The organism is Shewanella electrodiphila, from assembly GCF_023283985.1.
Lineage (GTDB): Bacteria > Pseudomonadota > Gammaproteobacteria > Enterobacterales > Shewanellaceae > Shewanella > Shewanella electrodiphila.
Window position 1 is genome coordinate 114,392 of the sequence record NZ_JAKIKU010000006.1, and the last position, 14,803, is coordinate 129,194.

Annotated in this window: 11 protein-coding genes and 3 tRNA genes; 3 read left to right on the forward strand and 11 right to left on the reverse strand. The window is 40.1% G+C overall.

The features are described from left to right. The first annotated feature begins 354 nt into the window (after nt 1-354). From L2737_RS12465 to L2737_RS12475, 3 genes are all read left to right on the forward strand, one after another. Nucleotides 355-1,419, forward strand: coding sequence for a porin (locus L2737_RS12465; protein ID WP_248955925.1), 1,065 nt, complete (start codon nt 355-357; stop codon nt 1,417-1,419). Between the two features lie 176 nt (nt 1,420-1,595). Then, nucleotides 1,596-2,471: a LysR family transcriptional regulator gene (locus L2737_RS12470; protein WP_229368429.1), complete on the forward strand. Its 876-nt coding sequence runs from the start codon at nt 1,596-1,598 to the stop codon at nt 2,469-2,471. 36 nt (nt 2,472-2,507) lie between these two features. Continuing rightward, nucleotides 2,508-3,740, forward strand: coding sequence for a DUF819 family protein (locus tag L2737_RS12475; protein WP_248955926.1), 1,233 nt, complete (start codon nt 2,508-2,510; stop codon nt 3,738-3,740). Between the two features lie 200 nt (nt 3,741-3,940). Here the strand turns inward: L2737_RS12475 and L2737_RS12480 are convergent, their stop codons facing one another. From L2737_RS12480 to L2737_RS12530, 11 genes are all read right to left on the reverse strand, one after another. Next, nucleotides 3,941-4,831 (reverse strand): AraC family transcriptional regulator, encoded by an 891-nt coding sequence (locus L2737_RS12480; RefSeq protein WP_248955927.1) that lies wholly within the window; start codon nt 4,829-4,831, stop codon nt 3,941-3,943. Nucleotides 4,832-4,924: 93 nt separating this feature from the next. Then, nucleotides 4,925-5,515, reverse strand: a complete 591-nt coding sequence (locus L2737_RS12485; RefSeq protein ID WP_248955928.1) for an HAD-IB family hydrolase — start codon at nt 5,513-5,515, stop codon at nt 4,925-4,927. Nucleotides 5,516-5,634: 119 nt separating this feature from the next. Beyond that, entirely contained in the window at nt 5,635-7,506 is a 1,872-nt protein-coding gene (locus tag L2737_RS12490; RefSeq protein WP_248955929.1) for a SurA N-terminal domain-containing protein, read from the reverse strand. Nucleotides 7,507-7,725: 219 nt separating this feature from the next. Beyond that, a complete protein-coding gene (locus L2737_RS12495; protein WP_055023877.1) occupies nt 7,726-7,998 on the reverse strand; it encodes an HU family DNA-binding protein in 273 nt (90 codons plus the stop codon). A 266-nt stretch (nt 7,999-8,264) separates the two neighbouring features. Further along, nucleotides 8,265-10,616, reverse strand: a complete 2,352-nt coding sequence (lon, locus tag L2737_RS12500; RefSeq protein WP_102528569.1) for an endopeptidase La — start codon at nt 10,614-10,616, stop codon at nt 8,265-8,267. A 130-nt stretch (nt 10,617-10,746) separates the two neighbouring features. Continuing rightward, on the reverse strand, nt 10,747-12,027 hold the full coding sequence (gene clpX, locus L2737_RS12505) for an ATP-dependent protease ATP-binding subunit ClpX (protein ID WP_102528570.1): 1,281 nt from the start codon (nt 12,025-12,027) through the stop codon (nt 10,747-10,749). 129 nt (nt 12,028-12,156) lie between these two features. After that, nucleotides 12,157-12,768: an ATP-dependent Clp endopeptidase proteolytic subunit ClpP gene (gene clpP / locus L2737_RS12510; RefSeq protein WP_102528571.1), complete on the reverse strand. Its 612-nt coding sequence runs from the start codon at nt 12,766-12,768 to the stop codon at nt 12,157-12,159. A gap of 88 nt (nt 12,769-12,856) precedes the next feature. After that, nucleotides 12,857-14,161, reverse strand: coding sequence for a trigger factor (gene tig, locus L2737_RS12515; RefSeq protein ID WP_102528572.1), 1,305 nt, complete (start codon nt 14,159-14,161; stop codon nt 12,857-12,859). 284 nt (nt 14,162-14,445) lie between these two features. Further along, nucleotides 14,446-14,521: transfer RNA gene (locus L2737_RS12520), tRNA-His, on the reverse strand. Between the two features lie 7 nt (nt 14,522-14,528). Then, a tRNA-Arg gene (locus L2737_RS12525) sits at nt 14,529-14,605 on the reverse strand. A 108-nt stretch (nt 14,606-14,713) separates the two neighbouring features. Beyond that, nucleotides 14,714-14,790, reverse strand: a tRNA-Pro gene (locus L2737_RS12530). Between the last annotated feature and the right edge of the window lie 13 nt (nt 14,791-14,803).

A 14,803-nucleotide genomic window follows, 5' to 3' on the forward strand; every position in this document is an offset into this window, starting at 1 on the left:
TTATGTCTCTTTGTTGAGAGCAAGATTACTCATTAAGGAGTATCAAAACTTAGACCTTTGTCATATTTAAGCTTCAGTTAAGTTTTAGTGAAAACCTATTCAATTTTCCTTAATCAGCAACATAAAACAAACACCTGTGACTCATGTTCATTTTATCAATAACCAAAATCACTACGATGTGAACCATCAAATCTTGTTACCTATTTAGATAGATAAACAATGACTCTACATAAATTTGTAACCTAGTTCATTAATGATGAAACCATTTAAAAAAGTGGCACATTAACCTAGTTAAGATTTTTATATTAATAATAAACAAGATAAAAATTCACTATTAAAACAATGGGATTGAACATGAAAAAATCACTACTATCGCTATCAGTTATAGCACTGCTTTCTGCAAACTCTTATTCAGCACTTGCCGATTCACCGCAGTTTTATGGCCGTTTAGAAATGGCTGTCACCAATTCAGATAACGGTACGACAACTCAAAATGGTAAGTCAGGAACGGTATTGGAGAATAACTTCTCACGACTTGGTGTACGTGGCAGTGAAACAATTGCTAACGATATTGAGTTACTTTATCGCGTTGAAGTTCAGGTCAACTCAGCAACAAATGAAGGCAACGATGACGTATTCAAAGCAAGAAATACCTATTTAGGTTTAAAAACAAATCTAGGTACGGTGTTGGTGGGACGTAATGACACAGTGATGAAAACATCAAAAGGGACTGCTGAAGCGTTTGCTTTAACCAATGCAGCATACAACCGTATGATAGCTGGTCAAGTTCGTAAAGCTGACGGTATTACGTATTACTCGCCAAAAATCGCTGATTTAATTACTTTCAACGCCACTTATTTAATGGATGATAACTACGCAGAATATGATGACAACGGTGAGCGCAGCGATTATGACGAACAGCAGTATGCTGTCAGTATTATTGCTGGTGATAAAAAGTTAAAAAAACAACCTTATTACCTAGCTGCAGCCTATAACACTATCGGTGGGGTCGATGCTTATCGCGGTGTGGCTCAAGTTAAGTTCGGCAACTTAAAATTAGGTGGTTTATTCCAAAACACTGAAAGCCAAGAATACAGCTATAAAGAAGGTAATTCATACTTCTTGAGTGCAGTTTATAATTTAAATGGCGTTAATTTAAAAGCTGAAATAGGTAAAGATGAGGCTGGTTTTGGTAAGTATTTCAAAAATAGCGCAATGTCTTCAAGTGACTATAAGCAAGCAACAGATGTTGATATTAACTCTTTAGTAATCGGCGCAGATTACCGTCTTTCAAAATCAACGATGGTATTCGCTCATTACGCCAAATACGAAGGTGAATATAGAGTCGAAAACGCTGGCCCTGTTATCGATTTAGATGAAGATAATATCTTTAGTGTTGGTGTTCGTTACGACTTCTAAAAAGATTAGGATGTAAGGTTATTTCTCTTTAATAGCCTTACATCCACTTGCAAGGTTACACTTTTACTAAAAATATGAACAAGGTTACAAAAAAAGGAAGTTAAATAATGATTTTAACGTTGTTTATTCATATTTCGCTATAATCCCAAACATCATTAAAAAACCTTTGTTTCATTATGAAAATCACCCTTAAACAACTTACTATTTTTAAAGCTATACATGATAACGGACAGATCTCAAAAGCTGCGCAGCAGCTTCATATGTCTGTTCCAGCTGTCAGTATGGCGCTAAAAGAGTTGGAAGGTTCTTTAGGCACACGCTTATTTGAACGAAGCAGCAATGGGTTAACCACCAATGATAATGGCGAAGTTATTCTCCCTTATGCCAATGAGATGTTGTCTAAAGGGACTCAGCTTGAACAAATGTTTGCAGAGCGAAATGCGGTTGGCGGTACGATAAAGATTGGTAGTAGTAAAACAGCAGGTAATTATATTTTATCGCGTAAGATCCCCCAGTTTAAAAAATCCCACCCACTGGTAGATATCAAGTTAGTCATTAATAATAGCCTGACAATTGAAAAGATGGTCTCAGAAAAAGAGCTGGATTTGGGTTTTGTTGATGCAAAACCAGGGCTGAACAACCTTAAGTATGAGCAATGGATTAAAGATAAGATTTGCCTTGTCACCAGTTGCGATAACCCGATACTAGAACAAACGATTACCGCTGAGTTATTGTCTGAACAATTATGGGTGCTGGATTCTACCATGTCAGTTTCAAGGCTCAGAAATACCCAATTATTACGCAGTGCTAAAATCAACATCAATAATGAATTATCGATGAATACCATGGGCGCAATTAAACGTGCCATAGGTACAGGCATTGGCGTTAGTGTTCTGCCATATCTTGCAGTAAAAGAAGAAATTCGTCGTGGTGAGATAGTTGAATTAGAATTAGCAGGCTGGGATTTTCAACGTAAATATTGGTCAATTAGCCGAAATGACGAAGCTTTATCGCCATTATTAGAAGAGTTCATTCGTTTTTGTAACGCATAATGCGTCACTTAACACTGTAAGGTAGCCAAAGCGTTTATGATCAACCAAGATCCTGTCATATTTGGCTTACTCACCACCATCATTGGTTTAGTTTTTTATACTAGCCAGTCCTCTCATCCAGTGTGGAAACAGGTTTACCGCTTCGTCCCTGTCATGGTGATGTGCTACGTACTCCCTTCTTTACTTAATACCTTCAATATTGTCGATGCCAGTCAAAGTGAATTAAATACGATTACATCCAAATTTTTAATGCCAGCTTGCTTAACCCTATTAATTATTAGTGTCGATATAAAATCAATGCTGTTACTGGGGCCCAAAATAATCATTTTATTTCTATTAGGCAGTTTTGGGGTGATCATTGGCGGCCCATTAACCTTACTGTTGTTTGCAAAAATAGCACCTGAGACGATAAGTTGGGTTGGCGCTGATGCGGCTTGGAAAGGAATGGCAACCTTAGCGGCTAATTGGGTCGGAGGCACCGCGAACCAAATCGCTATGAAAGAGATTTATCAGGTCGAAGAAAGCCTTTTTGCGATTATGATTTCTGTCAATGTCATATACTCGGCTATTTGGATGTCATTCCTACTGATTTGCGCTAATAACGCAAACTTCATTGATAAGAAAATAGGCGCTGATGCCAGCCAGTTTAAAAAACTCATTGAAGTGACCGACAGAGGCATATCAAACCAACAAGGTTTACCCACACTGAAGAGTTACATGTTGATGTTCAGCGTTGCCTTTGGCGTTACTGGTTTTGCTCACTTCGGCGCTGACATCATCGCGCCTTTTTTTGCCGAAAATTACCCCCAAACTGAAAAATATAGCTTAACCTCAACGTTCTTCTGGATTGTTATCATTGTCACCACAACCAGTATTGTCCTATCCAATACCAAAATACGGGAACTTGAATCAGTAGGTGCTTCTAAAGTATCAACAGTAATGTTGTATTGCTTAATTGCAAATATGGGTCTGCAGATGGATCTGTCTATGGTTGATGATTTTCCTATCTATTTTGCTATCGGATTTGTCTGGCTTTCTATTCATGTCATCGTGGTGATTGTAACAGGATTGCTGATGAAGGCACCTGTCGCTTATATGGCTTTAGCCAGTCAATGTTGTATTGGCGGAGCGGCATCATCACCAGTCGTAGCAATGGCATTTCACCGCTCACTGGCCCCTGTGGCAATTTTGTTTTCGGTATTTGGCTATGCTTGGGCAACATACATGGCTTGGATATGCGCAGAATTGATGAGAATGACAGCTCAATAGCTGTCATTTAAAGTTGAGTCTAAAGGTTACGTAACGCTGTTACAATTACGCTACCTCCGCTGCCTTAATTATTAGCTCTAAATACCTTTTTTAAGCGCTAGTTTTGTAAACGCTTGTTTTGTAGTACCTGTTTTTGTAAGCGCCTGAATGAGCGACGATTCGAGATTTAAAGACTTCATTTTAATCGATAAAGACAATAGTTAAACAAACCCTAAATAGACTCTGGTTTTTATCTGTTGGGGTTGAGTTATGTTTAGCTTTTCAAAAATCAGCGGTAGTTTTTTTAATTGGATAGCTTTATTCTGGCTTTGCTCATTAAGCCAAGTACCGTACAAGTATTTCACTTTCTTATTTAAATCCTCATCCGAGCCTGAATGTAAAAAAGTTGCATAACGCCCTTCTGATATCATTGACTCCATAAAATAGTCTGAAACATCAATGACAGAGCGTAAATCAGCTTTTTGCGTTTGAGTAACGCTGACTGCAATATCAATATTAAATTGCTGCAAAGGTTCAGCTGCAGATTGATAAATAAAATTAAACGTACGGCTTGTATCGGGTGAAAGGTGATGAGCTTGTCTAAAAGCTCTCATTGCCTCAATCGTTTGTGGTAAATATTGAGCTTGTGTACGATGCTCAATAGCAATTAGAGGAATAGCTTCAAGTTCAACCAATTCTATATTCACTTGATCAGCCGTTAATTCGTCATGACCTTCCGACAAGGTTTTTAATGGCTGCTGTTTCTCGAAAAAATTCCCCCAGTCAGGCGTTAACTGGAACTGACTTGGACTTTGACCTATCGCTTTAGTAAACGCCTCAGTAAAACTTGCTTCACTAGCAAAGCCGGCAGACTCAGCCACTGTTGAAATAGGTATCGCTTTATCAAAACCCAGCTGTTGCGCCGCTTCAAGATTACGTAATAAGCCAATATAATCTTCAGTCCTTGTATGAAATAAACTATGAAAGATAAAATCGAAATGACACTCAGGAACCTGAGCGATGCTCGCCAACAGTTTACAATCTAAACGAGATGTTAAATTGTTATCGATATGGCTTAGAACGTGCTCAAAGCGTTGGCTGATTTTTTCCACTGCTATTAACCTTAAATAGATGATCTTGAATTAAAAACTTATACTACAAATAATGCACTCAAAACGTTCGCGATGATTTATACAAACCAGTCATTAACTGACTTTATTCCAACAAAAATAAGCTTCATCAGCCAGTGCTAACAACTGCTTATCCTCTGTTGTGTCACCGTAGGCATAAACTTTTTCGAATGAATCCAGTTGATATGATTGCTTTACTCTACGCGCTTTTTCATCGGCGCTGCAATCGCCATTTAAATAAGCTCCTGTTAACAGTCCATTTCTTGATGCTAATGTTGCACAAATTAATTCGTATTGGTGCTTTTCACACCATGGCGTTAAATAGGCATCGAGTGATGCAGATACGATGACAATCACATCTCCTTGCGCTTTATGCCAGGCTAGCCTTTGTTTGGCTTCCGGTTTGATGATTGAATCAAGCGTCGAAGCATATTCTTTACCTTGGGCCCAAACGGCTTTATGTGAACGTTTAAAGAAACAAAAATAACTGACAACAGTGCGGATCCTTGATCCGCCAATAAGCTTCAATTTATAAAGCAAAATCAATGGCACTAGCAAGGGGTAACAAATCACTATGCGCCATTTAGGCGCACTGAAGTATATGAATGGCGTGTAGGAGTCTGTTTCTGTGATGGTGCCATCGAAGTCAAAAAGCGCAATATTCATGAAGATCCTTCTGCATGAGCCAATAAATGATTAATCATAATTGACTGACTTTGTTAAAAAACAAATATAAAAAAGCCAAGGTTTCCCTTGGCTATTTAATCTATCTAGTGTGCTAAAAATTATTCAGCTACAGGATATTCAATTTTAGCTTTTGCTTTCAACGCTGCAATAATAGAGCGGTAATCAGCTTCACTGTACTGAGGAGCTAAACGTTGTTTGATGCTATCAACAACATTGCTATCAATACCTTCAGCGGCATTCACTTTATCAAGTGCAATAACGGCAAAACCATTGGCTAATGCAGCGGTATCAAATGCAACTGCACCTGATTCTGGCGCTGGCATTTGGAATGCTTTAGTTGTAATAGCTTGGTCGATATCTTGACTGAAACGAGGTAATTGCGCTTTAGTTGCAATAGTCACTTCAGTGATTTCATTACCCGCTTTTAACTCAGCTAATAACTCGTTAGCTTTCTCACTGGCTTCAAGGTTAGCCTGGTCTTGCACTAAACGTGCTTCGATACCTGCTTTTACTTCACTCAGTGGTAAAGTACCTGCATCTTGGTGTTTCAATAAACGAATAACAACAACATGATTAGGTTCAAGCTCAATCACTTCGCTGTTCATACCGCTACCGATAACATCATCAGAGAAAGCAGCACGGATCAAGTCTGGCTTGTTTAGGTTAGCAGGTGCATTATTACGTGAGAATAACTCAGTCGACTGAACTTCAACATTAAGTGCTTGCGCAGTTTCATCTAACGTATCAGGCACTTCGTAACTAGTATCAGCTAAGATGCTTTGTAAGCTGTAGAATTCATCTACTGCTTTCTTATTCTTTAGATCAGCCACAATTTTGTCTTGAACATCTTCAAATGGCGCAGCAGCACCAGATTGAACGTCAAGTAACTTAACGATGTGATATCCGAATTCACTTTTAACCACTTGAGAATATTCATCTTGGTTAAGTGAGAATAATGCAGTATCAAATTCAGGATCCATTACGCCTTGTTCAAACCAGTCTAGTTGACCGCCTTGTTCTGCACTAAATTGATCATCTGAATCAGTTTTAGCAACGTCAGCAAAATCTTCACCTGCATTGAGTTTAGCAAGACTGGCTTCAGCTTTCGCTTCGTCTGCACTGTCATCGCCTGATGCAAATAGAATGTGCGCAGCTAAACGTTTTTCAGGAGTTTGGTACTGTTGCTTATTTTCTTCGTAAAAGTCTCGTGCATCTTCAACAGAAGCGTCAACACCTTCAGCAATGTTTGCAACATTTAGCTCTACATACTGCAAGCTCACTTTTTCTTGATCCATAAATTGCATCAAGTTGCTGTCGTAGTAATTTTTAATCGCTTCATCAGATACTGTAGCTGATGCTAAGTATGGTTCTGAATCAACAACTAAATAGCGAATATCACGAGTTTGTCCTTGGACTTCAGCTAATTGTTTAGCTTCGCCATCTAATACAAATTCAGTGCCGACTAACGAAGTCAGTAACTGACGACGCGTCATGTCAATGCGCATCATATTTCTGAAGCTAGCAGTTTGGTAGCCTAGCTGACGTAAAACAGCTAAGTAACGCTCATTATCAAACACACCATCCGTTTGGAAAGCAGGTTCATTAACAATCGTTTGTCTAATTTGGTCATCTGAAACACGTAGGCCTAAATCGTCAGCAGCTTGACTCATTAATTTGTCAGCAATAAGACGGTCTAATACATTCTGCTTGATACCATTCATGTAGTTATCGTCAGCAGATAATGCATCAAACATTTCACCCAGTTGTTGCTCTAGGCGGCCACGTTCGTTTTGGTAAGCTTGTTCTAGTTCATTTGCAGTAATATCGTCACCGTTAACTACGGCGACAGCAACATCAGTTGAAGTCCCTAGGTAACTACTTACACCAGCAAATGCGAACGAAAGAATCACTAGCACTAAAATACTTTTAGCAATAACGCCTTGTGAACCTTCGCGAATTTTTTCTAACATCTGAATTCTCGCTTGTTGCGATTAAAAATAAAAAGGCGCACCACTTCGGGATGCGCCTTCTTGTAATTTATATGGAGTTATCAGACGCTACCTCGGGTATGACCCAATTCCTCCGAATATCAAAACTAACTGTGTTCTTTCTGATATTTTTTTCGCAAAAAGCACTGTTAAAACAGTGCTTTCTACAAATGCCTTACAAAAGGCAACGATATTAACTATTTAGTTAACAGCGTCTTTTAGAGCTTTACCAGCTTTGAAAGCAGGAATATTTGCTGCTGCAATTTTGATTTCCGCACCAGTTTGTGGGTTACGGCCAGTACGTTCTGCACGTTGACGTACTTCAAAAGTACCAAAACCAACTAGAGAAATTTTATCGCCTTCTTTAAGTGCTTCAGTAACAGCACCAATGAAAGAATCTAATGCACGGCCAGCGCCTGCTTTAGAAATGTCAGCACCAGAAGCGATTTTCTCGATTAGTTCAGATTTGTTCATGTCATCCCCTTGAATGTTTATTTTCGCGCCGCAACCAAATCCGTCTTTAGAGCGGTCTGCGGAGGCTTTTTTGTTATAAGTTTGATACCACACCAAACTTAATTGGAAAACCATAAAAAATGTACTTGGATACAGCTCAAAGTCAGTTGCGCCAAGGGTTTGGTGCTAACTGACTCTCCACTTATCTAGGCTACCACAGCTTTCGCGTTTGTTAAGCCCCTTTTTTCACTTTTTTTAGGTTCAAAGCAACTTTTTTTGCTATTTAGCTACTTTTTGACCACTTCAAAGCCCTTTACAGGTCTCTCTAAGGCCAATTCAAGCACTTCATCAACCCATCTAACTGGGTGGATTTTAAGATCTGCAATAACATTCGCAGGAATTTCTTCTAAGTCGCGTTCATTTTCTTTAGGAATAAGAACAACTTTTATACCGCCACGGTGTGCTGCAAGTAACTTTTCTTTCAAGCCACCGATAGGCAACACTTCACCACGAAGGGTAATTTCACCTGTCATTGCCACATCACTTTTAACAGGGTTACCTGTTAAGCTTGAGACTAATGCAGTACACATCGCTGCACCGGCTGAAGGACCATCTTTAGGTGTTGCCCCTTCAGGTACGTGAACGTGAATATCACGTTTCTCGTAAAAGTCGCCATTAATGCCTAATTGCTCTGCTCGCGCTCTAACAACAGTCATAGCAGCTTGAATTGACTCTTGCATTACGTCGCCAAGAGAACCGGTATAAGCAAGCTTGCCTTTACCTGATACTGACGTTGCTTCAATTGTTAGCAAATCGCCGCCAACTTGAGTCCATGCTAAACCTGTGACTTGGCCAATCTGGTTATTAGACTCAGCTTTACCGTAATCAAATCGCTGCACACCTAGGAATGATTTCAAGTTATCTTGATTCACTTTTACGGTTTTAACAGACTTATCTAATAAAATCATTTTAACGACTTTACGACACACTTTAGACAGTTCACGTTCCAATGAACGCACACCAGCTTCACGGGTGTAATAACGGATCATGCCAATAATGGCACTATCTTCGATATTGATTTCTTTAGGCTTAAGTCCATTGCGCTCAATTTGCTTAGTCAGCAAATGCTTTTTAGCGATATTGAGTTTCTCATCTTCGGTATAGCCCGATAGACGAATCACTTCCATACGGTCAAGTAACGGTCCAGGAATATCCATTGAGTTAGATGTCGCAACGAACATCACATCAGATAAGTCATAATCAACTTCTAGATAATGGTCGTTAAATGCTGCGTTCTGCTCTGGGTCAAGGACTTCAAGTAATGCTGATGATGGGTCACCGCGCATATCTGAACTCATCTTATCAATTTCATCTAATAAGAATAATGGGTTTTTAACGCCCACTTTCGCCATTTTCTGAATGACTTTACCAGGCATAGAACCTATATAGGTACGACGATGACCACGGATCTCAGCTTCATCACGCACGCCGCCTAGTGCCACACGAACATACTTACGCCCAGTAGCTTTAGCAATTGACTGACCCAGTGACGTTTTACCGACGCCTGGAGGCCCTACTAAACATAAAATAGGCCCTTTAAGCTGCTTAACTCTGCTTTGAACCGCAAGATACTCAAGAATGCGTTCTTTCACTTTCTCTAAGCCGTGATGATCGGTATCTAAAATTTCTTCAGCTTTAGATAAGTCACGTTTGATTTTAGAACGTTGGCTCCAAGGCACTGACGTCATCCAATCAACATAGCTTCTCACCACTGTCGCTTCTGCTGACATTGGTGACATCATTTTTAATTTGTTTAGCTCAGCTTCAGCTTTTTCTTTGGCTTCTGCTGGCATTTTCGCTTCTTCAATCTTGCGAGCGAGTACTTCAAACTCGTCTTGACCTTCATCAAGATCGCCAAGTTCTTTTTGAATGGCTTTCATTTGCTCATTCAAATAGTACTCGCGTTGGCTTTTTTCCATCTGCTTTTTAACGCGGCCACGAATGCGTTTTTCAACTTGTAATAAGTCGATTTCGCCTTCCATCATCGCCATTAAATATTCAAGACGCTCGCCGACGTTAATCATTTCAAGTACAGACTGTTTGTCTTCTAACTTCAGCGGCATATGTGCAGCCATAGTGTCAGCAAGACGAGCCGCTTCTTCTATTCCTGTTAACGACGTCAGTACTTCTGGCGGGATCTTTTTATTAAGCTTAATGTAACCTTCAAACTGACTGATAGCGCTGCGAACGAGCACCTCTTCTTCTTTTTCAGCAAGTTCTTCAGATTCTAAGTATTGTGCCGTTGCAACAAAGAACTCTTCTTCTTGGGTGTATTTGTCAACTTTTGCACGCTGACCACCTTCAACTAATACTTTTACTGTACCGTCAGGCAATTTAAGTAATTGCAGAATTGACGCCACTGTACCAATTTCGAAAATATCGTCTTTTGTTGGTTCGTCTAAATCAGCTTCTTTCTGTGCGACCAATAAAATTTGTTTATCTTGTTCCATTGCCGATTCTAAACATCGAATTGATTTCTCTCGTCCGACGAATAACGGAATTACCATATGGGGATAAACCACTACATCTCGAAGTGGCAGCACGGGGAGTTCGATATGCGCTTCACGCTCTTGGGTCATAGTTCGATTCCGTTTGATGAATGGATTTTATAATCAGTATATTGGGATGTTTCTTGAACTTTCAATGGCTAATACGAAAAAAGGAGCCCAATGGACTCCTTATTTTTCATAAACGGCTAAAAGCGTCTATTTATTGTTCGCCACCAGCGACTTGATTGTCGGTGTTTTCATAAATCAATATAGGTGCAGACTCACCTTTTACTACTGATTCATCAACTACAGCCTTAATCACACCTTCTACAGAAGGGATGTCATACATGGTATCTAACAAGATATCTTCGATGATTGAGCGTAGACCACGAGCACCTGTTTTACGCGTCATTGCTTTATGGGCAATCGCTTTAAGTGCATCTTCACGGAACTCTAACTCTACCTCTTCCATCTCAAATAACGCACCATATTGTTTCGTCAGTGCATTTTTAGGTTGAGATAAAATTTGTACCAAAGCTGCTTCATCTAACTCTGTTAGCGTTGCAACAACAGGTAAACGGCCGATGAACTCAGGGATCAAACCAAATTTGATTAAATCTTCTGGCTCAACTTTACCTAGCGTTTGTGAAATCGTCGTTTTGTCAGCTTCGCCTTTGACTTCAGCGCCAAAGCCAATACCTGTTCCTGTTAAGCCGCGTTGCTCAATCACTTTTTCAAGTCCAGCAAACGCACCACCACAGATAAATAAGATCTTAGAGGTATCAACCTGTAAAAACTCTTGCTGTGGATGCTTACGACCGCCTTGCGGAGGAACAGAAGCAACAGTACCTTCAATTAATTTCAATAAGGCCTGCTGAACACCTTCACCTGACACATCACGTGTTATTGAAGGGTTATCAGATTTACGGCTGATCTTATCGATTTCATCGATGTAAACAATACCACGTTCCGCTTTTTCAACGTCGTAGTCACACTTTTGTAGTAGTTTCTGAATGATGTTCTCGACATCTTCACCCACATAACCTGCTTCAGTTAACGTAGTCGCATCGGCCATCGTGAATGGCACATCTAAAGAGCGCGCTAACGTTTCAGCAAGTAACGTTTTACCACTACCGGTTGGACCGATAAGTAGAATATTACTTTTACCTAATTCAACACCTTCAATCGGTGTGCCATTACGCAAACGTTTATAGTGGTTATATACTGCTACCGACAACACTTTCTTGGCCTGATTTTGACCGATTACGTAGTCATCTAGATGCGTTCGTAATTCATGTGGTGTTGGTAATTTATCATGATCGCGCTTAGGCGATATTTCTTTAATTTCTTCGCGAATGATGTCATTACAAAGCTCGACACACTCGTCACAAACATATACTGAAGGTCCAGCGATTAGCTTTCTAACTTCATGTTGGCTTTTTCCGCAAAAAGAGCAGTACAGTAGTTTGCCACTGTCACCGGTACTTTTGTTATCGCCCATTACCCTACCTCTGTTGCAGCCTGTTCACTGTTTTTAGAAAACCATCTGTACAATTAATAACCTGCACAGGAACAGTCAAATATTTTTTATACGCTATTCATCACAGAATAGCCTACTCAGGCCTAAAGATCAGCTACGCTTTTCAAAAACTGAATCAACTAATCCATAATCAGCAGCTTCTTGCGCACTCATAAAGTTATCACGGTCTGTATCACGCTCAATAACTTCAATCGGTTGACCAGTATGCTCAGCTAACATTTCGTTTAATTTATTCTTAATGCCTAAGATTTCTTGAGCATGAATTGCGATATCCGATGCTTGACCTTGGAAACCACCAAGTGGTTGATGGATCATCACACGTGAATTAGGTAAACAATGACGCTTACCTTCCGCTCCGCCTGCTAATAAAAACGCACCCATGCTACATGCTTGGCCAATACACACAGTACTTACATTCGGCTTAATGAATTGCATAGTATCGTAAATTGCCATACCGGCAGTAACTGAGCCGCCAGGTGAATTAATATAGATAGAAATATCTTTATCTGGGCTTTCTGATTCTAGGAACAATAATTGCGCCACGATCAAGTTAGCCATGTGCTCTTCCACTTGGCCAACCAAGAAAATTACTCGCTCTTTTAATAAACGAGAGTAAATATCATATGAACGCTCACCTTTAGCCGTTTGTTCAACAACCATAGGTACAAGAGCATTGAGTACAGATTCTGGCGCTTTATGCATTTTATGCTTCCCTAAAATAAAAATGGCTCGTATGAGGAACCTCATACGAGCCATTAAATGGCGAACCGCCAATCAAGTCAAGCGAAGGTTACGCTTTACCTGTTGCCTTGTTCATAAATTCTTCAAATTCGACATCTTTAAGTGTCACTTTTGCAGATTTTAATAAAACTTCAACAGCTTGCTCTTCAAGCGCTACGTTGCGCATGTTTTGCATAAGCTCTTTGTTGCCATTGTAGTATTCAACAACTTCACTTGGATCTTCGTAAGCAGAAGCCATTGAAGCGATTAAACCTTGAACACGTTCGTCTTCAGCTTGAAGTTCATTAGTCTTAATAACTTCACCTAAAAGTAAACCTACTTTTACACGACGCTCAGCTTGTTCAGTGAACAAATCAGCTGGAAGCTCAGGCATGTTTTCAGTTTGACCACCAAAACGCTGCATTGCTTGCTGACGAAGTACATTCACTTCACCATCAACTAATGCTGAAGGAATTGTGATTTCGTTAGCTGATAATAAGCCTTCGATAACTTGTTCTTTAACATTTGCTTTAAGCGCTTGTTCAAGTTCACGAGTCATGTTTTTACGGATTTCAGCTTTAAGCGCTTCTAAGCCACCTTCAGCGATACCGAATAAAGAAGCGAACTCATCGTTAACTTCTGGTAATTCTGCAGCTTGAACTTCAGTAAGGGTAATAACGAACTTAGCCGCTTTACCTTTTAAGTTTTCAGCATGGTAATCTTCAGGGAAAGTCACTTCGATTTCGAATTCATCACCGGCTTTATGACCAATAACACCAGCTTCAAAACCTGGGATCATACGGTTGCTACCAAGCTCTAGTTCGAAGTCGTCAGCTTTGCCGCCTTCAAATTCTTCACCGTCTACTGAACCTACGAAGTTCATTTTAGCTTTGTTGCCTTCTTCAGCAGCAGTTTCAACTACAGCGAACGTAGCGTGTTGCTTGCGAAGCGTTTCAATCATTGTATCAACGTCAGCGTCATTAACTTCAGCTTGTGGTTGCTCAACTGCGATTGCATCTAAACCAGTTAACTCAACTTCTGGGTAGATTTCGAAAGTCGCAATGAAGACGAAGTTTTCGCCTTCATTTTCGCCTGGAGCGAAAACAGGTGCGCCAGCTGGGTTTAACTTCTCAGCCATGATCGCTTCAATGAAGTTGCGTTGCATTACTTCACCAGTCACATCTTGACGGATAGCTGCACCGTAACGTTGGTTGATCACAGATACAGGTACTTTACCTGGACGGAAACCTGAAATTTTTGCACGTTTCGCTTCACGTAATAAGTTGTCTTTAACTAATTTCTCAATTTGTTCAGCAGGAACAGAAATTGTTAGGCGACGTTCTAGGCCTTGAGTTGTTTCAACAGAAACTTGCATTGTTTTACCTCGAAATATGTCTGACGTCCTTTGTAATAGTCGAAAGCTCAACTATTAAATATTCATTTCTTGATGATTAATGTTTACTAATAAAAGTGCGATACAGCAGCTTTTCAGCGCCATTACCCGTAGTAATTCGTATTAGATATTTATCAAGACGCGACATTATAGCGACGGTTTACTGCTGAGTCGAGTGTGAAAACGGGGTAAAATGGGGATTTTAGACATAAAAAAAGCGACCTAAGGTCGCTTTCTCTACAATCGTGCATTTTTAATGCAAAATTTGGGGTGACTGATGGGGCTCGAACCCACGACAACCGGAATCACAATCCGGGGCTCTACCAACTGAGCTACAATCACCATAATATGGTACGCCACTCAGGATTCGAACCTGAGACCCACGCCTTAGAAGGGCGTTGCTCTATCCAGCTGAGCTAGTGGCGCATGGTTTACAAATATTATCTGTATAACCTGTAAGCTTAATAAATTGATTTGGTCTTCAACTTATGTTTCAAGCTTATTCGCAAAGCCTATGCTTTACAAATATAAAATTGGTCGGTGATAGAGGATTCGAACCTCTGACCCTCTCGTCCCAAACGAGATGCGCTACCGGGCTGCGCTAATCACCGAGATGTCTACTGC

Excerpts from the sequence above, each read along its gene's own strand:
- L2737_RS12465 (WP_248955925.1), top strand. The coding sequence starts at position 355 with ATGAAAAAATCACTACTATCGCTATCAGTTATAGCACTGCTTTCTGCA.
- L2737_RS12470 (WP_229368429.1), top strand. The coding sequence starts at position 1,596 with ATGAAAATCACCCTTAAACAACTTACTATTTTTAAAGCTATACATGAT.
- L2737_RS12475 (WP_248955926.1), top strand. The coding sequence starts at position 2,508 with ATGATCAACCAAGATCCTGTCATATTTGGCTTACTCACCACCATCATT.
- L2737_RS12485 (WP_248955928.1), bottom strand. The coding sequence starts at position 5,515 with ATGAATATTGCGCTTTTTGACTTCGATGGCACCATCACAGAAACAGAC.
- L2737_RS12490 (WP_248955929.1), bottom strand. The coding sequence starts at position 7,506 with ATGTTAGAAAAAATTCGCGAAGGTTCACAAGGCGTTATTGCTAAAAGT.
- L2737_RS12495 (WP_055023877.1), bottom strand. The coding sequence starts at position 7,998 with ATGAACAAATCTGAACTAATCGAGAAAATCGCTTCTGGTGCTGACATT.
- lon (WP_102528569.1), bottom strand. The coding sequence starts at position 10,616 with ATGACCCAAGAGCGTGAAGCGCATATCGAACTCCCCGTGCTGCCACTT.
- clpX (WP_102528570.1), bottom strand. The coding sequence starts at position 12,027 with ATGGGCGATAACAAAAGTACCGGTGACAGTGGCAAACTACTGTACTGC.
- clpP (WP_102528571.1), bottom strand. The coding sequence starts at position 12,768 with ATGCATAAAGCGCCAGAATCTGTACTCAATGCTCTTGTACCTATGGTT.
- tig (WP_102528572.1), bottom strand. The coding sequence starts at position 14,161 with ATGCAAGTTTCTGTTGAAACAACTCAAGGCCTAGAACGTCGCCTAACA.